Origin of the sequence: Bacillus sp. TH17, assembly GCF_016651125.1 — a bacterium.
GTDB lineage: Bacteria > Bacillota > Bacilli > Bacillales > Bacillaceae_G > Bacillus_A > Bacillus_A mycoides.
Genome location: NZ_JAEKEN010000001.1, coordinates 5,097,537 through 5,116,575 on the forward strand (window position 1 = coordinate 5,097,537; position 19,039 = coordinate 5,116,575).

General features: G+C 39.1%; 15 protein-coding genes, 12 tRNA genes and 1 rRNA gene. 25 read left to right on the top strand and 3 right to left on the bottom strand.

All coding sequences use genetic code 11. The features are described from left to right. Positions 1-3 precede the first annotated feature (3 nt). From JFT95_RS26315 to uvsE, 5 genes are all read left to right on the top strand, one after another. Positions 4-1,278 (top strand): MDR family MFS transporter, encoded by a 1,275-nt coding sequence (locus tag JFT95_RS26315; RefSeq protein WP_201053557.1) that lies wholly within the window; start codon positions 4-6, stop codon positions 1,276-1,278. Positions 1,279-1,578: 300 nt separating this feature from the next. Next, on the top strand, positions 1,579-2,667 hold the full coding sequence (locus JFT95_RS26320) for a D-alanine--D-alanine ligase (RefSeq protein ID WP_002009961.1): 1,089 nt from the start codon (positions 1,579-1,581) through the stop codon (positions 2,665-2,667). A 60-nt stretch (positions 2,668-2,727) separates the two neighbouring features. Next, positions 2,728-4,104 (top strand): UDP-N-acetylmuramoyl-tripeptide--D-alanyl-D-alanine ligase, encoded by a 1,377-nt coding sequence (murF, locus tag JFT95_RS26325; protein ID WP_201053559.1) that lies wholly within the window; start codon positions 2,728-2,730, stop codon positions 4,102-4,104. 306 nt (positions 4,105-4,410) lie between these two features. Beyond that, positions 4,411-6,033, top strand: a complete 1,623-nt coding sequence (gene cshA, locus JFT95_RS26330; RefSeq protein ID WP_060751507.1) for a degradosome RNA helicase CshA — start codon at positions 4,411-4,413, stop codon at positions 6,031-6,033. 92 nt (positions 6,034-6,125) lie between these two features. Then, positions 6,126-7,088, top strand: a complete 963-nt coding sequence (gene uvsE / locus JFT95_RS26335) for a UV DNA damage repair endonuclease UvsE (RefSeq protein WP_088038197.1) — start codon at positions 6,126-6,128, stop codon at positions 7,086-7,088. 165 nt (positions 7,089-7,253) lie between these two features. Here uvsE and JFT95_RS26340 read toward each other — a convergent pair whose 3' ends face one another. Next, positions 7,254-7,802, bottom strand: a complete 549-nt coding sequence (locus tag JFT95_RS26340) for a rhomboid family intramembrane serine protease (RefSeq protein ID WP_002139859.1) — start codon at positions 7,800-7,802, stop codon at positions 7,254-7,256. Between the two features lie 91 nt (positions 7,803-7,893). Here JFT95_RS26340 and acpS point away from each other — a divergent pair, with 91 nt between their 5' ends. The 6 genes from acpS (at position 7,894) to JFT95_RS26370 (ending at position 13,837) form a co-directional block, all read left to right on the top strand. Beyond that, a complete protein-coding gene (gene acpS / locus JFT95_RS26345) occupies positions 7,894-8,253 on the top strand; it encodes a holo-ACP synthase (RefSeq protein ID WP_002009969.1) in 360 nt (119 codons plus the stop codon). A gap of 156 nt (positions 8,254-8,409) precedes the next feature. Continuing rightward, entirely contained in the window at positions 8,410-9,360 is a 951-nt protein-coding gene (locus tag JFT95_RS26350) for a LolA family protein (RefSeq protein WP_201053698.1), read from the top strand. Positions 9,361-9,477: 117 nt separating this feature from the next. Then, positions 9,478-10,647 carry an alanine racemase gene (gene alr / locus JFT95_RS26355; RefSeq protein ID WP_061675821.1) on the top strand — a complete coding sequence of 390 codons (1,170 nt, stop codon included), beginning with the start codon at positions 9,478-9,480 and terminating at the stop codon, positions 10,645-10,647. 311 nt (positions 10,648-10,958) lie between these two features. Beyond that, positions 10,959-11,246 carry an antitoxin EndoAI gene (locus JFT95_RS26360; RefSeq protein ID WP_000004570.1) on the top strand — a complete coding sequence of 96 codons (288 nt, stop codon included), beginning with the start codon at positions 10,959-10,961 and terminating at the stop codon, positions 11,244-11,246. Positions 11,247-11,250: 4 nt separating this feature from the next. Further along, positions 11,251-11,601, top strand: coding sequence for a type II toxin-antitoxin system endoribonuclease NdoA (ndoA, locus tag JFT95_RS26365; RefSeq protein ID WP_000635965.1), 351 nt, complete (start codon positions 11,251-11,253; stop codon positions 11,599-11,601). Positions 11,602-11,668: 67 nt separating this feature from the next. Continuing rightward, positions 11,669-13,837 (top strand): Tex family protein, encoded by a 2,169-nt coding sequence (locus JFT95_RS26370; RefSeq protein WP_201053699.1) that lies wholly within the window; start codon positions 11,669-11,671, stop codon positions 13,835-13,837. A gap of 58 nt (positions 13,838-13,895) precedes the next feature. Here JFT95_RS26370 and JFT95_RS26375 read toward each other — a convergent pair. Next, a protein-coding gene (locus JFT95_RS26375; RefSeq protein WP_157404958.1) for an IS3 family transposase occupies positions 13,896-15,250 on the bottom strand; the annotation gives its coding sequence in 2 pieces (ribosomal slippage) (positions 13,896-14,797 and positions 14,797-15,250; 1,356 coding nt in all). A gap of 65 nt (positions 15,251-15,315) precedes the next feature. Continuing rightward, positions 15,316-15,432: a cortex morphogenetic protein CmpA gene (gene cmpA / locus JFT95_RS26380; RefSeq protein WP_001143642.1), complete on the bottom strand. Its 117-nt coding sequence runs from the start codon at positions 15,430-15,432 to the stop codon at positions 15,316-15,318. A 210-nt stretch (positions 15,433-15,642) separates the two neighbouring features. Between cmpA and JFT95_RS26385 the strand changes: the two genes are divergently transcribed. From JFT95_RS26385 to JFT95_RS26450, 14 genes are all read left to right on the top strand, one after another. Then, entirely contained in the window at positions 15,643-16,098 is a 456-nt protein-coding gene (locus JFT95_RS26385; protein WP_016095131.1) for a SprT family protein, read from the top strand. Positions 16,099-16,212: 114 nt separating this feature from the next. Then, positions 16,213-16,287 (top strand) — tRNA-Asn (locus tag JFT95_RS26390). 3 nt (positions 16,288-16,290) lie between these two features. After that, positions 16,291-16,381 (top strand) — tRNA-Ser (locus JFT95_RS26395). An 8-nt stretch (positions 16,382-16,389) separates the two neighbouring features. Next, positions 16,390-16,464 (top strand) — tRNA-Glu (locus tag JFT95_RS26400). Between the two features lie 4 nt (positions 16,465-16,468). Continuing rightward, positions 16,469-16,544, top strand: a tRNA-Val gene (locus tag JFT95_RS26405). 24 nt (positions 16,545-16,568) lie between these two features. Further along, a tRNA-Met gene (locus tag JFT95_RS26410) sits at positions 16,569-16,645 on the top strand. Between the two features lie 3 nt (positions 16,646-16,648). Continuing rightward, positions 16,649-16,724 (top strand) — tRNA-Asp (locus JFT95_RS26415). A gap of 87 nt (positions 16,725-16,811) precedes the next feature. After that, a tRNA-Gln gene (locus tag JFT95_RS26420) sits at positions 16,812-16,886 on the top strand. A 5-nt stretch (positions 16,887-16,891) separates the two neighbouring features. Beyond that, positions 16,892-16,964 (top strand) — tRNA-Lys (locus JFT95_RS26425). 16 nt (positions 16,965-16,980) lie between these two features. After that, positions 16,981-17,063 (top strand) — tRNA-Leu (locus JFT95_RS26430). A gap of 96 nt (positions 17,064-17,159) precedes the next feature. Beyond that, a tRNA-Arg gene (locus tag JFT95_RS26435) sits at positions 17,160-17,236 on the top strand. Positions 17,237-17,239: 3 nt separating this feature from the next. Continuing rightward, positions 17,240-17,316, top strand: a tRNA-Pro gene (locus tag JFT95_RS26440). A gap of 1 nt (position 17,317) precedes the next feature. Then, positions 17,318-17,388, top strand: a tRNA-Gly gene (locus JFT95_RS26445). 76 nt (positions 17,389-17,464) lie between these two features. Then, positions 17,465-19,016, top strand: a 16S ribosomal RNA gene (locus tag JFT95_RS26450). Positions 19,017-19,039 lie beyond the last annotated feature (23 nt).

A 19,039-nucleotide genomic window follows, 5' to 3' on the forward strand; every position in this document is an offset into this window, starting at 1 on the left:
AATGTGAAAAATACATGGCGTGAGCTAAGAGAGATGGATCGTAACGTATGGATTCGATTTATCGGTGAGACTTTGAACGGAATTGCGATGATGATGTTAATGCCTTTTTTTGCACTATATTTAAAAGATAAGGTAGATTCTTTATTACAAGTTGGGATTATTATGGCGCTTTCTCCAATTGCTGCAAGCTTTGGCTCGCTTATAGGCGGAAGAATAGCTGATATATATGGAAGAAAGCCAATTATGATATTTTCAATGGCGAGTAATGCGTTATTAATGCTCGGTTTTTTATTTATCGAAGGATTTATTCCATACGCTATTTTATCTATTTTTTTAGGGTTAAGTAATTCTTTATTTCATCCAGCAGCATCAGCGATGGTTGCAGATGTGACGGCGCCAGAAAAAAGAACAGAAGCATATGGTTTATTGCGAATGGGACACAATATTGGTGCTGCAATTGGACCGATAATGGGAGCATCGGTAGTTGTTTTATCAAAGAACCTCGTGTTTATTATTGCTTCATCCGCTATGTTGTTTTATGCGCTACTAGTGTTAGTACTTATTAAAGAAACAATGCCAAAAATTACGGATATGACGGAAAAAAGTAAAGAGCAGGAATCCGGAGCAGTTTGGAAAATTTTAATGAGAGATAAGGCGTTAATGATTTATTTGTTAGCGGGGATCATTATTTCTATGGGGTTTTCTCAAACAGAAGGCATGTTACCGCTTCACTTTGATAACGAAATGAAGGATATTATTGGAGTCAACAATCCATACCCATATTTAATGGCATTAAATGGTCTATTAGTTGTTTTATTTCAATTTCAAATTTCAAAATGGGCGACAGATAAACCTGTTGGAAAGACGATGTTATACGGTGCGTGTTTGTTCGGAATTGGTTTGTTTTTTATAGGATGGTTACCGAAGTGGTTTGGAGAATATGATACAAATGCTACAATTATTTTAATGACGTTAATGTTTGTTTATGCCATATATACGTTAGGCGAGATGATTATGTCACCTGTACAGATGACGTTTGTAGCGAATTTGGCCCCTGAGCATTTGAGAGGAACCTATATGGGGGCGGCGAGTTTGCAGTGGATTACAGGAAGTGCATTCGGTCCACTTCTTGGTGGTTTTTTATTGGATCGTTTGCTTGGTCACTACTTATTTACAATTTTAAGTGTAGGGTGTGTAGTTGCAGGCTTTGTATATGTTTCTTTAGATCGTCTTGTTGAGCAGAGGCAAAAAGATACGCCTACAAAACAGTCTTCTTAATAAAATGAAACTTTAATCAGTGTTTTTTCATTCTCCACAAATGGTAGGGTAATATAGATGACATACACACAAAGTGGATTTCTACATATTTTAGGTACATAACTAGATTAGATAGCAATTTTGCTCTAAAGTTTAATTTTGTTTAGGTGTGTAGAAATTAAAGAGAAAAAGTGTAGAAAACCAATAAGTGGTGTCTTTTAATTATTTGTGGAAGTTACATTTTATTTCAAATAGGAACTACCTATTTTTATAAAAAGTGCTAAAATAGAAAAATGAAAACAATTGGTTAGGGTGATTTCAGTGACAAAAATTAAATTAGGTTTATTATACGGTGGAAAATCAGCTGAGCATCAAGTTTCGTTACAAACGGCTCTTGCTGCTATTAAAGCATTAAATCAAGATAAATTCGAGATTCATCCAATTTATATTACAGAACAAGGCCAATGGATGCGTGGAGAGCGTATTGAAGGCGAAGTAACAAATGTTGAGGCATTACAAATGAGTGGGGAAGAGAATACAATTTCTCCTGTATCATTAAGTACAGAAATTATCCCAACGGCAACTTCTAAACAAGAAGATGCAATTGATGTTATTTTCCCATTATTACATGGACCGAATGGCGAAGATGGAACAGTACAAGGGTTATTAGAATTACTAAACATTCCATATGTAGGTAACGGTGTATTAGCATCATCTGCTGGTATGGATAAAGTTGTTATGAAAAATATCTTTGCAGAAGCTGGATTGAAACAAGCGAAATATGCATCTTTCATTCGTAGCGCATGGGAAAAAGATCGTGAAACAGCGTATGAAAAAGTAGAAGAAGTATTAGGATATCCTTGCTTCGTAAAACCAGCAAACCTTGGTTCAAGTGTTGGTATTAATAAGTGTAACGATCGTGAAGAGCTTGAGAATGCATTCGAAGAGGCATTCCAATTTGATCGTAAAATTATTGTAGAAGAAAATATTGTAGGTCGTGAAGTAGAAGTTGGTGTATTAGGTAATGATGAGCCGAAATGTTCAGTTGTAGGTGAAATTGTACCGAAAAAAGATTTTTATGATTACAAATCGAAATACATCGATGGTGATACAGCGTTAATTATTCCAGCTGAAATGACAGAAGAAGAGTCTAATGTAATTAAGCGAGATGCAATTATCGCATTCCAATCATTAGATGGTTCGGGCTTAACACGAGCTGATTTCTTCTTAACGAAAGATGGAGAAGTATATATTAACGAAGTAAACACAATGCCAGGATTCACGCCGTTTAGTATGTTCCCTCTATTATGGCAACATACAGGGTTACCGTATCCGGAATTAATTGAAGAGCTAATTCGCTTAGCGATTGAGCGTCACGAAGAAAAACAAAAAATTAAATATACAATCTAACAAAAAAGGAGGAAGCACTATTCGAAGGAATAGTGCTTCCTCTATGTAAGGAGTGTTTTCATGATAAACCGAACGTTAAAACAAGTAGAGCAGATGATAAATGGTACTGGATTAGCAGAGCAGTATGAGGGAATTACTATACAAGGAGTGTCTATTGATACGAGGAAAATTGAAAATGGAAATTTATATGTTCCAATTCAAGGTGAACGTTTCGATGGACATGCTTTTGTAGACAAAGCTGTTGAAAATGGGGCGATTGCTACATTATGGATGAAAGATGTAGAAAACCCACCTGAAAATCTTCCGGTTATTTTTGTAGAAGATACACTAGCAGCATTGCAAATGTTAGCGAAAAACTATCGTGATCAATTGGATGTAAAAGTTATTGGCGTAACGGGTAGTAATGGTAAAACATCTACGAAAGATATTGTAACAAGTATTCTTGGGACTAAATTTAAAGTTCAAAAAACAGAAGGTAATTTCAACAACCACATCGGTTTACCTCTTACTATTTTAAATTTAGAGGAAAATACAGAAGTAGCTGTATTAGAAATGGGCATGTCAAGCCGAGGAGAAATTGAATTTCTATCTAAGTTAGCTCGTCCTAATGCAGCTATTATTACGAACATTGGTGAGGCGCACTTAATGGATTTAGGCTCTCGTGAGGCGATTGCTGAAGCGAAGTTAGAAATTGTTACAGGTTTACAAAAGGGTGGCGTGTTCGTATATAATGGAGATGAGCCGCTATTAACGAATCGTGTTCCAGAAATGAATTTAGCAGCTGAAAAAGTTACATTTGGTGATGCGAGAGCAAATGATTACTATCCAACTACTGTAACATTGCAGGCTACTGGGACACACTTTAAGATGAACAGGGATGAAACTTTGTCATTCTATTTGCCAGTACTAGGAAAGCATAATGTATATAATACGCTTGCTTCAATGGCAATTGCAAAACATTTTGGTGTAACGTGGGAAGAAATGAAACAAGGTTTAGTAACACTTCAAATGACAGGTATGCGTATGGAAATTGTAAAAACAGATAGTGGTTTAACAATTATCAATGATGCTTATAATGCTAGTCCAACAGCTATGGAAGCTGCGTTCCACCTAATGAATGGTTTAGATGGATTTGCTAAAAAAATTGTTGTGCTTGGTGATATGTTAGAACTTGGAAATCAAGAAGTGCAATTTCATTATGAAGTAGGTAAATTAATTGATCCAGCAAAAATTTCATATGTATTCACATATGGTAAATTAGGGGCTCAAATTGCTGAAGGTGCAAAAATTAATTTCCCTAAAGACCGTGTAAAAGCGTATGATAGTAAAGAAGAGTTAATAAAAGAGTTGCAAGCAGTAGTCGGTACGAAAGATGTTGTATTAGTAAAAGCATCTCGCGGCATGAAATTAGAAGAAGTAATTACGATGTTGAAATAATTGGTGTATATAAATAGGGATGATAGCCACGAAAATAGTGGAAACTTATAATAAGCGCTTACAGTAAACGATAAAAAAATAAAAGTAAAGAAAAAAGCTCTGAATATGAAATAAGGTAACAGTTGGGGTTTGCTTTTTACACCTACAAAACTTATAATTGATAAAGTGTAATAACGTTTAGAAGTATTTTCGTGAAGAATATACGCCCGGTTATATACGTAAGTATTCAGGAAAATGGCTTTTCCGCAAGTTCGGAAAACGCCTTTTTTTAAATGATAAGTATAGGATAGAAAAGGAGAAGTAACATTGACAACATTTCGAGAACTAGGATTAAGTGAGTCTTTACTACAATCTGTTGAAAGTATGGGCTTTGAAGAGGCTACGCCGATTCAAGCTGAAACAATTCCACATGCATTGCAAGGTAAGGATATTATTGGGCAAGCGCAAACAGGTACAGGGAAAACAGCAGCATTCGGATTACCACTATTAGATAAAGTGGATACAAATAAAGAAGCAGTTCAAGGTATTGTTATCGCGCCAACGCGTGAATTAGCAATTCAAGTTGGAGAAGAGCTATACAAAATTGGTAAACATAAACGTGTTCGTATTCTACCAATTTATGGTGGTCAAGATATTAACCGCCAAATTCGTGCTCTAAAAAAACACCCACACATTATTGTAGGTACGCCGGGTCGTATTTTAGATCATATCAACCGTAAAACACTTCGCTTACAAAACGTAGAGACTGTTGTTCTTGACGAAGCGGATGAAATGTTAAACATGGGCTTCATTGAAGATATTGAAGCGATTTTAACAGATGTGCCAGAAACACATCAAACATTATTATTCTCAGCGACAATGCCAGATCCAATCCGTCGTATTGCTGAGCGTTTCATGACTGAGCCTCAACACATTAAAGTAAAAGCAAAAGAAGTAACAATGCCAAACATTCAGCAGTTCTATTTAGAAGTGCAAGAAAAGAAAAAGTTTGACGTGTTAACACGCTTACTAGATATTCAATCTCCAGAGCTTGCAATCATATTCGGTCGTACAAAGCGTCGTGTTGATGAATTATCAGAAGCATTAAACTTACGTGGTTATGCAGCAGAAGGTATTCACGGTGACTTAACACAAGCGAAGCGTATGTCTGTATTACGTAAATTTAAAGAAGGTACTATTGAAGTTCTTGTTGCAACAGACGTTGCTGCACGTGGTCTTGATATTTCAGGCGTAACACACGTATACAACTTCGATATCCCACAAGATCCAGAATCATACGTTCACCGTATCGGTCGTACTGGCCGTGCTGGTAAAAAAGGTATTGCAATGTTATTTGTAACACCACGTGAATCAGGACAATTAAAAAATATCGAGCGTACAACAAAACGTAAAGTTGATCGTATGGACGCACCGACACTTGACGAGGCGTTAGAAGGTCAACAACGTTTAATCGCTGAAAAACTTCAAAGCACAATTGAAAATGATAACTTATCATACTACAAGCGTATTGCAGAAGAAATGTTAGAAGAGAATGATTCTGTAACAGTAGTAGCTGCTGCTTTGAAAATGATGACAAAAGAGCCGGATACAACTCCGATCGCTTTAACATCAGAACCACCAGTTGTTTCAAGAGGTGGCGGTGGCGGTTCTAAAAAACGCGGTGGTAACGGAAGTGGATACCGTGATGGTAACCGTGATCGTAATCGTAGTCGTGATGGACGCGGCGGTGGCGATGGTCGTAACCGTGATCGCAATCGTGATGGACGTGGAAGCGGAAGTGGCGATGGTCGTAACCGTGATCGTAATCGTGATGGCGGTAGCCGTGATGCTGGTAGCCGTGATGGCAACCGTGGTCGTAAAGGTGAAGGTCGCCCTGGATCTTCAAATGGACGCGGCGAAAGAAAACATCATAGCCGTCCACAAGCTTAATAAAAAAGAGAATGCCCTTTGCTGGCATTCTCTTTTTTTATTTCTGTAATTGTGCATACTACATAGTAACTCGTATAGAAATGAGGTGCTATATGCTTGTAAGACTTGGGTATGTTGCGATGAGTGTACATTTGAAGAATGCTTCTCCATCTCAAACGATGACGTATGCACAGTTTCAGCGGATTGATGATCGAGAGGCTGCGATTCGTAAACTTGAAAGAATCGCTAATTCGAATTTGGAAAATTGCTTACGGTTATTAAAACATAATAAAGGGCATGATATATCTTTCTTTCGACTTAGTTCCAAGCTTATTCCTTTAGCGAATCATGAGGAGTTGTTAGATTGGAACTATATTCGTCCGTTAAAAGAAAATCTGAAAGAATTAGGTGAATATGCAATTCGTATGAATATGCGAATTGACTTCCATCCAGATCACTTTGTTGTACTAAATTCACCTGAGGAGAGTGTTCTCAAACAATCTGTAAAGACATTGCAGATGCACAAAAAATTGTTAAAGGGTATGGGAATTGAACATAAGCAACGATGTGTATTACATGTGGGAGGAGGTTATAAAGATAAGGAGCTTGCATTAGAACGCTTTATAGAAAATTGGTCAACTGTTCCAAGAGGTATTCAAGAGATGATTATATTAGAAAATGATGACACGACCTTTTCTTTAGAAGAAACATTGTATTTAGGTGAGAAATTAGACATTCCAGTCGTGTTTGATTTGCACCATCATATGATGAATAATGACCAGGAAGATTGGCATGAAGATTGGGCGCGTGTTGTACATACGTGGGAATCGTCTTTGTTACCGGTTAAAATGCACATCTCCAGTCCTAGAGATGGAAAAAACCCGAGAGCACATGCAGATTTTATTGATGTAGATACTTTCTTATCTTTTTTGAAAAAGATAAAGGGGAGTGTTCCGCGAATTGATTGTATGATTGAGGCGAAGAAAAAGGACGAGTCTTTATTTCAACTAATGAGAGAGTTAAGTAAACAAACAGATGTGGAAATTATCGATGGTGCGAGCTTCTATATTAAATAAGCTCTGCGCCATCGTTTTTTTTTGTCCCGCATTAACGGGCAGTAAGACTCCCGCCTCAAAATTCGGCGAATGCGAGGGAGTTAGGTGGGAGATCAACTGCCCGTAAAAGCCCGATTGGTTCAACTAATAATCAGTGGGGGATGGAACCCCCCACTGATTAAAGTTTCACTTTATTAAAAAAGGGGTGCACATGCCGCCGATGATCAGTCCTGTTAAATGGCTTATAGGATTGGCAGAGGGATTAAAGAAAGTAAATAGTAGTAATATAAGTATCATTATTGAAAAAATAGCGATGTCTCTTGGTTTTGAAGAACGATATCGACTATACAATAAAAATAATTGGGCGCCTAGTAATCCGAAAATACCACCAGATGCTCCGGCGTGAATATATTCAAGAGGCATAATAATATAAGAAGAAATATTCCCGAGAATGCCAGAAAGGAAAAAAATAATGATGAAAGAAAAGTGTCCTAGTTGTTTTTCGATGGAAGAACCAAATACGAATAAACAAATACTATTAGAAAGGAAATGTTGTAAGTCTACGTGTACAAGTAAGGAAGTTATGACACGCCACCATTCTCCTTTAGCGATATATTCATTGTAGGCTGCCAGGTGAAAGAGGGAAAAGTCGCTCAATATAATCATGACTAATTGTATAAGAAGTAAAGAAATGATAATCGGTTGTAAGGAAATGCGAGTGGATGGTATTAGCATGTTGTTAGTATCACTCCTTTTGCATCAGAAAGATTCCTGTTATTCTTACAATATGAATGAAGAAAGCTAAATAGAAGAAGGGGATTTTGAAATGATTGTAGGGATTGGAATCGATATTATTGAGTTAAATCGAATTGAAAAAATGCTAGATGGAAAGCTTAAATTTATGGAACGTATTTTAACTGAAAGAGAACGTGGTGTTGCCGAGGGGCTGAAAGGAAGTCGTCTTACAGAATTTGTAGCTGGAAGATTTGCAGCAAAAGAGGCGTATTCTAAAGCGGTAGGGACCGGTATCGGGAAAGAAGTGAGTTTTTTAGATATTGAAGTAAGGAATGATGATAGAGGTAAGCCGATTATCATTACAAATACAGAGCATATTGTTCATTTATCAATTAGTCATAGTAAAGAATTTGCCGTTGCTCAAGTTGTTTTGGAAAGCTCGTCACGCTAGTCTGCATATTTTATATCTTTGTCTCATATATTTGAGGTAGCGATAAGGAAGGCATATCTTCCATTCATTTATAGGGGCAAAGGGGCTGAAGTGATGAAAAGGCGTCTGTTTTTAGTTCTTGTCGGTTTATTGACCGTTTTTGTGTTGGCGGGTTGTATGGAAAAGAAACAGGAAGATGTTGTGAGAGATTTAGAAACGAAAGTTAAAAGTATGAAGAGTTATCAAGCTGAAGCGAAATTATCTATTAAAACAGGAAATGAACCTCAAGAGTACAATGTAGAAATTTGGCATAAAGAACCTTCGTATTATCGTGTGAATTTGCAGAATGCGAAAAAGGATCAGAGTCAAATTATTTTAAGGAATGATGAAGGTGTATTTGTATTAACACCGGCACTTAATAAGAGTTTCCGTTTTCAAAGTGATTGGCCGCAAAATAGTAGCCAGGCTTATTTATATGAATCACTTGTAAGAGATATTTTGCAAGATAAGAAAAATCTCTCTTTCGAGAAAACGGATAAGTATTATGTGTTTAAAACAAAAACAAATTATCAACATCAAAATATGTTACCGAAACAAGAAATTAAGCTGAATAAAAGTGATTTAACACCAGTTTCTGTGAAACTGATGGATAATGATCAAAATGTCCTTGTAAAAGTAGATTTCACTAAAGTAAAGTTTGATGCAAAGTTTGATAAAGGTGCATTTGATACGAAACAAAATATGTCTAGAGCACAAGTGGATGTTCAGACGGCAGCGAAAGAAGACAAACCGTTTGCTATTTTGTATCCACGTGATACACCGCAAGGTATGACTTTGAAAGAGGAAGAAGAGTTGAAGACAGACAGTGGCAAGCGTGCAATACTCACATACACTGGAGGTAAGAAATCCTTTACTTTAATACAAGAAAAGTCAAAAGTTGCAGAGGCCTCATCGGCGGTAAGTGTAAGTGGAGAGCCGGTTGATCTTGGTTTCACGATTGGTGCATTGACGAAAGACTCTGTAACGTGGTCACATAACGGAGTAGAATATATGCTCGTGTCTAAAGGTTTAGAGCCGAATGAGTTGTTGATGGTTGCTCGTTCGGTTACAGCGAAGCAGGTGAAGTAAACTTCTTAGACGTGGTGATATATGTGCACCACGTCTTTTCTTAGTTTGAAGGTGGATTTCATAAAAGAAGCATATAAAAGAATAAGCTTCGCATATCGTGTATAAGGAAGTGTATTTATGGAAGAAGCACCGTTTTACCGTGACACGTGGGTGGAAGTGGATTTAGATGCGATCTATAACAATGTTACGCATATTAAAGAGTTCATTCCAAGTGATGTAGAAATTTTTGCTGTAGTTAAAGCGAATGCATATGGGCACGATTATGTACCAGTGGCTAAAACCGCATTAGAAGCAGGGGCAACAAGATTAGCAGTTGCTTTTTTAGATGAAGCTTTAGTGCTTCGGAGGGCTGGTATTACTGCACCGATTTTAGTATTAGGTCCTTCCCCTCCTCGTGATGTAAATGTTGCTGCTGAAAATGATGTAGCATTAACTGTTTTTCAAAAAGAATGGGTAGAAGACGCGATAAAGCTCTGGGATGGTTCATCAATAATGAAATTCCATATTAATTTTGATAGTGGTATGGGGAGAATTGGAATACGCGAACGCAAAGAATTAAAGGGGTTCTTAAAGAGTTTAGAAGGCGCGCCATTTTTGGAGTTAGAAGGAGTATATACACATTTTGCAACATCCGATGAGGTTGAGACTTCTTACTTTGATAAGCAATATAATACGTTCTTGCAGCAGTTACGTTGGTTGAAAGAATTTGGAGTGAACCCTAAATTTGTCCATACAGCCAATAGTGCTGCAACGTTAAGATTTCAAGGGATTACATTTAATGCAGTGCGAATTGGTATTGCGATGTATGGACTATCCCCATCTGTAGAAATACGTCCTTTTTTACCGTTTAAATTGGAACCGGCGTTGTCACTTCATACGAAAGTTGCTCATATTAAGCAAGTGATTAAAGGGGATGGGATTAGTTATAATGTCACATACCGAACGAGAACCGAAGAATGGATTGCGACAGTTGCGATTGGGTATGCAGATGGCTGGCTTAGAAGATTGCAAGGGTTTAAGGTACTTGTAAACGGTGAAAGAGTACCGATTGTAGGGCGAGTGACAATGGATCAATTCATGATACATCTTCCTTGTGAAGTGCCACTTGGTACGAAAGTTACACTCATTGGGAGACAAGGTGATGAGTATATTAGTGCTACCGAGGTTGCTGAATATTCCGGGACTATTAATTATGAAATTATTGCAACGATAAGCTTCCGTGTACCGAGAATATTTATACGACACGGTAAAGTTGTAGAAGTAATCAATTATTTGAACGATATATAGAAGAAGGTATTATTACTCAGCATCTCGTGATTTGGAGGAGTTTCACTAATAAAGAATAGGCTCTTTTTCGCTGGGGAGCTTCTTTTTATACTTGTTATTAATATAAGTTGCAATGAAATATTACTGAAGGATTGCTTTATTTCTTGTTTGAAAGAGATAAAAAGTAAAAGAAGATGAATGTTTTATTTATGAATTGGAAAACATAAGCAAGGAATAAGGAAGTCTTTGCAACAGGCTCCATACAATGGTATTATTACAATAGGTGTCATATATATATTTGGGTGTGTAGTTGACGGTGGAGGTGTATTTTTGTGTCCGAATCAAGTGTAACTACTGAAATCGTGGTTCGGTTACCAAAGCAAATGGTAACGGAATTGGACGGAATTGGAAAACAAGAGAATAAGAATCGCCATGAACTAATTTGCCAGGCAACACAACTGTTATTGCGTCAACATAAGACGAAGAAACGCTACCAACATGAATCAATGCGACGTGGGTACATTGAAATGGGAAAAATTAATCTTGGTATTGCATCTGAAGCTTTCTTAGCAGAGTATGAAGCAGCTCATACAGTAGAACGCTTAGTTAGCGGGGGGTAATATTTTGATTGTAAAACGCGGCGACGTGTATTTTGCAGACCTTTCCCCAGTTGTTGGTTCTGAGCAAGGAGGCGTTCGTCCGGTTCTTGTCATTCAAAATGACATCGGAAATCGTTTTAGTCCGACTGTGATTGTAGCGGCTATTACTGCACAGATTCAAAAAGCGAAATTACCCACTCATGTGGAAATTGATGCGAAAAAGTACGGTTTTGAGAGGGATTCTGTTATTTTACTTGAGCAGATTCGAACAATCGATAAGCAACGCTTAACGGACAAAATCACTCATTTGGATGAAGTGATGATGAGTCGTGTAGATGAAGCGTTACAAATTAGTTTAGGACTAATAGATTTTTAAATCGGCAGTTTAAGTTGCTCTCTTTACAGGGCAACTTTTTTTATTATAGAGGAGGTTACGGTTGGATATGGAAATGGTAGATAATCGACAAGGGTTAATGAAAATGTTAGTGAAAGAATTAGGCTTTACAGAAAAGCAAGTTCGTCATGTTATTCAATTAACAGAAGAAGGTAACACAGTTCCATTTATCGCTCGTTACCGAAAAGAATGGACAGGGTCTCTTGATGAGGTGCAAATTCGTGCAATCTTAGAAAGATGGCAATATATGATGCAACTAGAAGATAGGAAAGAAGAGGTTCTTCGTCTTATTGGTGAAAAGGGTAAACTAACCGAAGAGTTGCGTTGTCATATTGTTGCTGCAACAAAACTTCAAGAAGTAGAAGACTTATATCGTCCATATAAAGAAAAAAGAAGAACGAAAGCTACAATTGCTAAAGAAAAGGGATTAGAACCGTTAGCTGAGTGGCTATTATTATATAAAAAAGAAAATCCAGCAGAGAAGGCTATGGAATTTGTTAATGCAGAAAAGGAAGTGGCGTCTGCAGAAGATGCGTTGCAAGGTGCGCAAGATATTATTGCGGAACTTGTTTCGGATAATGCGGCATATCGTAGTTGGATTCGCAATACTACTTTCCGAAAAGGGATTATGTCTTCATCTGTAAAAGATAAAGAAAAAGATGAAAAGAATATATATGAAATGTATTATGGCTATGAAGAACCGTTGCAAAAAGTAGTGCCGCATCGTGTACTAGCTATGAATCGTGGTGAAAAGGAAGACGTATTAAGAGTTTCTGTTATCACGCCAATTGAAGAAATTCTTCAGTTTTTACATAAAAAAATGATTCTTGATGAAGCTTCTAAAAGTGCGCATTATGTACAATTAGCGATGGAAGATGGATATAAGCGATTAATTCAACCTTCAATAGAAAGAGAAATTCGTAAAGAATTAATGGAAACGGCCGAAGAACAAGCGATTCATATTTTCTCTGAGAATTTACGTAATTTATTATTACAACCTCCGATGAAAGGGAAAGTTGTGTTAGCGGTAGATCCAGCATATAGAACCGGTTGTAAATTAGCTGTAGTAGATGATACAGGAAAAGTTCTTCACATAGATGTTATTTATCCGCATCCGCCTGCTCGTAAATATGAGGATGCAAAAACGAAAATTATTTCAATTATAGATAAATATGAAGTTGAAATGATAGCGATTGGAAATGGTACAGCTTCGAGGGAAACGGAAGAATTTATAGTAGATGTATTACAAAATGTAGAGCGAGATGTATTTTACATTATTGTAAATGAAGCGGGTGCTAGTGTGTACTCAGCATCTGATGTAGCTCGCGAGGAGTTTCCAAATTTACAGGTTGAAGAAAGAAGTGCTGTTTCAATTGGGAGACGTCTACAAGATCCGCTTGCAGAGCTTGTGAAAATTGACCCTAAATCTGTTGGAGTGGGGCAATATCAACATGATGTATCTCAAAAGCGATTAAATGAATCATTAACATTCGTAGTAGAGACGGCAGTTAACCGAGTTGGTGTTAATGTAAATACAGCTTCAGTTGCATTGTTGCAATATGTTTCGGGGTTATCAAAAACAGTTGCGAAAAATATTGTAGCTAAGCGTGAGGAAGATGGGAAATTCACGAAGCGTACTGAATTAAAGAAAATCCCACGTTTAGGTGCAAAAACATATGAACAATGTATCGGGTTTTTACGTATATTAGAAGGAGCGAATCCGTTAGATCGCACAGGGATTCATCCAGAACAATATAAAAATGTTGAATTGCTATTGAAGAGCTTAGGGTTATCAAAGAATGATGTGGGGAAACCAAACTTGCAAAAGAGTTTCGAAGGAGTAGATATTTCTAAATTATCTCAAGAGACGGAGATTGGTGAGCCGACATTAGTTGATATTATGGATGCTTTAATTAGCCCGGAGCGAGATATGAGGGATGAGTTGCCAAAGCCACTTTTGAAAAAGGGGATTTTAAAATTAGAAGATTTAAAGCGTGGTATGGAATTAGAGGGAACGATCCGCAATGTTGTTGATTTCGGTGCCTTTGTTGATATTGGTGTGAAGCAAGATGGTTTAGTGCATATTTCTAAACTAAGCAAACAATTTGTAAAGCATCCATTAGATATTGTATCCGTGGGACAAATTGTAAAGGTATGGGTAGATGATATTGATACGAAAAAAGGTCGTGTTGCATTATCAATGTTACCGATTGAATAGTAAGAAAAGAGAGCAGATGAAATGAAGTGACCCCTAAAAGTTAGACACGGTTATTTCATTAGGCTACTTGATCCAAATGAGTCCGGTATTGTACCGGGCTCATTTTTAATTTTGCCTTAATCCGTTTCTTATTATAATAATCTATATATTTTTCTAATTCTATTTTAAAATGCTCTATGCATTCAAATTCTTTTATATAGAGGAACTCCGACTTCATAATCCCAAAGAAATTCTCTATTACTGCGTTGTCGTAACAGTTTCCTTTTCGAGACATACTCTGTACGATAGCTCTTGATTCAAGTGTACGGACGTACTGTCTCATTTGATAATGCCATCCTTGATCCGAATGCATCAGTAGCTGGTGGTTTTCAGGTAAACGTTCTAATGCTTTCTCTAACATCTCTGAAACAAGTGAATACGCCGGTCTAGAACCAATTGTATAGGTAATAATCTCACCATTATACAAGTCTAATACAGGTGATACATACAGTTTTTCTCCAAATAATTTAAACTCTGTGATGTCTGTTACCCATTTTTGATTCGGTGCATCTGCATAAAAATTACGCTCTAAAATATTGGGTGCAATTTTACCGACTTTCCCTTTGTAGGATTTATATTTCTTCATACGCACAACACACTTTAATCCAAGCTCTTTCATAATACGTTGCACCTTTTTATGATTCACTTTCTGACCACGATTCGCTAACTCATCACGAATGCGACGGTAGCCATAACGACCTTCATTCTCCTCATAAATCACTTTAATCTCAGCTTTCAAATCGGCATCTACATCTGGGCGATTCATTTTCTTTACTAAATCATAATACGTGCTTCGTGGAATAGTAGCTAACTCGACGAGTGCCTTCACCGAATATTTATGCCTTAATTCATAGACTACTTGCGCTTTGTCTTGTTTAGTGACTTTTCCTTGTTTTGAACTAAGGCATTCAACTTTTTTAAGTACTCATTTTCCATTTCAAGCTGTTTAATACGTGCTTCAAGTGCTTCGACTGACCCTTCAGCTAAAGCTTGTTTTACTTGTTTATTTGACTCTTTTTTCATGGATGGACGCCCCTTTTTTTTAGATTGAAGGGCATCAATTCCTTGTGTTTCGAGTTGTTTTTTCCAAACAGAAATCGTTGAAGGGGCAGGAATGTTAAAGATAGCTGCCGTCTCAAATAAGGACATACCGTTTTCAATCATAAAGTTTAGTACGTCTAGTTTAAATTGTTGTGTGTAATTTGTACATCGTTTTAGAAAAGCTTCCACACCATTCTGCTTATATTGGTTTACCCAATTCAAAATGATTGTGCCACTTATACCGATCGCTCTACCCATTTCTCGATAACTTTCATTTCCGTTCAAATAACGTAGAACGATTTGTATTTTTTCATCAGCTGTAAATTTAGCCATAGAAAAACTGCACCTCCAATTGTTAGACTGTGTCTAACAATTGGGGTGCAGTTCAGTTTAATTGATTATGAGCTTTGATGTATTTTACTATAATAAAACCAGCATTCATTTAGTAACTTGATTTGATACCGGTTTTTCTCAAAATATGCACGTTGCATTTGTTTCTTTAGCCACGTGGGCATAGGAATCCCTCCTTGTTTAATCCTGCTCTCAAAAAAAGTAGCTCCTTTTAGCTAAAGTAACTTTGATGAGAGGTTGGTGAGTGGATTTCTAGCGATGCTGCATTTTTAGAAATCACGCTTCTTGAATGAGGATGGGTATATGTACTATTTACTATATGTATAAGAAGGGAGAAAAGTGTGGAAATATTTTTTAGTTTAGGAGGAATGAGAATGGATGAGCAAGAAATTCAGCGGTTAGTGGAAGAGGTATCGTTACAATGCTTTGGAATGCCGTTTTTACATAAAGCGATGTTTAATAGTAGGTTACGTACAACTGGTGGGCGTTATCTATTGAAGAATCATAATATAGAATTGAATTATCGATATTACGAAGTATATGGAAAAGAAGAGTTAGTCGGGATTGTTAAACATGAACTTTGTCATTATCACTTACATATCACAGGAAAAGGGTATAAGCATCGAGATAGAGATTTTCGTGAGTTATTAAAGAAAGTAGGTGCACCACGTTTTTGTAAACGAATGATTAGTGAGGAGGAAACGAGAGTTTCTATGTATGAATGTATGGGGTGTTCTTTTCAATATGTAAGAAGACGTCAAATAAATACACAAAGATATGTATGTGGAAAGTGTAAAGGACAACTAAAACTGGTAGTGAAAACATCTTGACAGTGAAAACGCAATCCAGTATATTATAAACATGTCACGTTTGCGCAAGATGTTGTGAAAAAACTTCTTGACTTACGATGAGAATTTTTATAAGATACAAATTGTCTTCATTATTCCGCAGTAGCTCAGTGGTAGAGCTATCGGCTGTTAACCGATCGGTCGTAGGTTCGAGTCCTACCTGCGGAGCCATACAGAGAAGTACCCAAGTGGCTCAAGGGGCTCCCCTGCTAAGGGAGTAGATCGCTAACGCGGTGCGAGGGTTCGAATCCCTTCTTCTCTGCCATACATATTGGCCCGTTGGTCAAGTGGTTAAGACACCGCCCTTTCACGGCGGTAACACGGGTTCGAATCCCGTACGGGTCACCACTTCGGAGGATTAGCTCAGCTGGGAGAGCACCTGCCTTACAAGCAGGGGGTCGGCGGTTCGATCCCGTCATCCTCCACCATATAAATTATATAAATAATATTATCGCGGGGTGGAGCAGTACGGTAGCTCGTCGGGCTCATAACCCGAAGGTCGCAGGTTCAAATCCTGTCCCCGCAACCAAATGGTCCCGTGGTGTAGTGGTTAACATGCCTGCCTGTCACGCAGGAGATCGCCGGTTCGACCCCGGTCGGGACCGCCATTTTAACTTCTGCTATATAGCAGTTGTTTTTTATTGGACATTATGGTAAAATAACATTTGTCTTTGAAAAGAAGATAACTATTTCGATGGGCTATAGCCAAGCGGTAAGGCAACGGACTTTGACTCCGTCATGCGCTGGTTCGAATCCAGCTAGCCCAGCCATTTACGAGCCATTAGCTCAGTTGGTAGAGCATCTGACTTTTAATCAGAGGGTCGAAGGTTCGAATCCTTCATGGCTCACTTTTGTTTTTTCCGCGCGGTCGTGGCGGAACGGCAGACGCGCTAGGTTGAGGGCCTAGTGGGGGAAACCCCGTGGAGGTTCAAGTCCTCTCGGCCGCATCAAAAAATCTTTTAAAAAGTACTTGCATTTGAAAATGTAGTATGGTAAGATAATTGAGTCGCCAAAATACAACGACGAAAAAACATCATGAATAAGCGCCCGTAGCTCAATTGGATAGAGCGTTTGACTACGGATCAAGAGGTTAGGGGTTCGACTCCTCTCGGGCGCGCCATAACGGGAAGTGGCTCAGCTTGGTAGAGCACCTGGTTTGGGACCAGGGGGTCGCAGGTTCAAATCCTGTCTTCCCGACCACGCGGGTGTAGTTTAGTGGTAAAACAAGAGCCTTCCAAGCTCTGGTCGAGAGTTCGATTCTCTTCACCCGCTTTTAGTTCTTTGAAAACTGAACGAAACAAACAACGTGAACGTCAATTTTTATTTTTAGATGCTAGACAAACTAACTTTATTGGAGAGTTTGATCCTGGCTCAGGATGAACGCTGGCGGCGTGCCTAATACATGCAAGTCGAGCGAATGGATTAAGAGCTTGCTCTTATGAAGTTAGCGGCGGACGGGTGAGTAACACGTGGGTAACCTACCCATAAGACTGGGATAACTCCGGGAAACCGGGGCTAATACCGGATAATATTTTGAACTGCATAGTTCGAAATTGAAAGGCGGCTTCGGCTGTCACTTATGGATGGACCCGCGTCGCATTAGCTAGTTGGTGAGGTAACGGCTCACCAAGGCGACGATGCGTAGCCGACCTGAGAGGGTGATCGGCCACACTGGGACTGAGACACGGCCCAGACTCCTACGGGAGGCAGCAGTAGGGAATCTTCCGCAATGGACGAAAGTCTGACGGAGCAACGCCGCGTGAGTGATGAAGGCTTTCGGGTCGTAAAACTCTGTTGTTAGGGAAGAACAAGTGCTAGTTGAATAAGCTGGCACCTTGACGGTACCTAACCAGAAAGCCACGGCTAACTACGTGCCAGCAGCCGCGGTAATACGTAGGTGGCAAGCGTTATCCGGAATTATTGGGCGTAAAGCGCGCGCAGGTGGTTTCTTAAGTCTGATGTGAAAGCCCACGGCTCAACCGTGGAGGGTCATTGGAAACTGGGAGACTTGAGTGCAGAAGAGGAAAGTGGAATTCCATGTGTAGCGGTGAAATGCGTAGAGATATGGAGGAACACCAGTGGCGAAGGCGACTTTCTGGTCTGTAACTGACACTGAGGCGCGAAAGCGTGGGGAGCAAACAGGATTAGATACCCTGGTAGTCCACGCCGTAAACGATGAGTGCTAAGTGTTAGAGGGTTTCCGCCCTTTAGTGCTGAAGTTAACGCATTAAGCACTCCGCCTGGGGAGTACGGCCGCAAGGCTGAAACTCAAAGGAATTGACGGGGGCCCGCACAAGCGGTGGAGCATGTGGTTTAATTCGAAGCAACGCGAAGAACCTTACCAGGTCTTGACATCCTCTGAAAACTCTAGAGATAGAGCTTCTCCTTCGGGAGCAGAGTGACAGGTGGTGCATGGTTGTCGTCAGCTCGTGTCGTGAGATGTTGGGTTAAGTCCCGCAACGAGCGCAACCCTTGATCTTAGTTGCCATCATTAAGTTGGGCACTCTAAGGTGACTGCCGGTGACAAACCGGAGGAAGGTGGGGATGACGTCAAATCATCATGCCCCTTATGACCTGGGCTACACACGTGCTACAATGGACGGTACAAAGAGCTGCAAGACCGCGAGGTGGAGCTAATCTCATAAAACCGTTCTCAGTTCGGATTGTAGGCTGCAACTCGCCTACATGAAGCTGGAATCGCTAGTAATCGCGGATCAGCATGCCGCGGTGAATACGTTCCCGGGCCTTGTACACACCGCCCGTCACACCACGAGAGTTTGTAACACCCGAAGTCGGTGGGGTAACCTTTATGGAGCCAGCCGCCTAAGGTGGGACAGATGATTGGGGTGAAGTCGTAACAAGGTAGCCGTATCGGAAGGTGCGGCTGGATCACCTCCTTTCTATGGAGAATTGATGAACGCAG

Bases quoted from the DNA above. Each gene is read 5' to 3' on its own strand.
- murF (WP_201053559.1), top strand. From the start codon at position 2,728: ATGATAAACCGAACGTTAAAACAAGTAGAGCAGATGATAAATGGTACT.
- uvsE (WP_088038197.1), top strand. From the start codon at position 6,126: ATGCTTGTAAGACTTGGGTATGTTGCGATGAGTGTACATTTGAAGAAT.
- JFT95_RS26340 (WP_002139859.1), bottom strand. From the start codon at position 7,802: ATGCTAATACCATCCACTCGCATTTCCTTACAACCGATTATCATTTCT.
- acpS (WP_002009969.1), top strand. From the start codon at position 7,894: ATGATTGTAGGGATTGGAATCGATATTATTGAGTTAAATCGAATTGAA.
- JFT95_RS26350 (WP_201053698.1), top strand. From the start codon at position 8,410: ATGGAAAAGAAACAGGAAGATGTTGTGAGAGATTTAGAAACGAAAGTT.
- alr (WP_061675821.1), top strand. From the start codon at position 9,478: ATGGAAGAAGCACCGTTTTACCGTGACACGTGGGTGGAAGTGGATTTA.
- JFT95_RS26370 (WP_201053699.1), top strand. From the start codon at position 11,669: ATGGAAATGGTAGATAATCGACAAGGGTTAATGAAAATGTTAGTGAAA.
- cmpA (WP_001143642.1), bottom strand. From the start codon at position 15,432: ATGCCCACGTGGCTAAAGAAACAAATGCAACGTGCATATTTTGAGAAA.
- JFT95_RS26385 (WP_016095131.1), top strand. From the start codon at position 15,643: ATGGATGAGCAAGAAATTCAGCGGTTAGTGGAAGAGGTATCGTTACAA.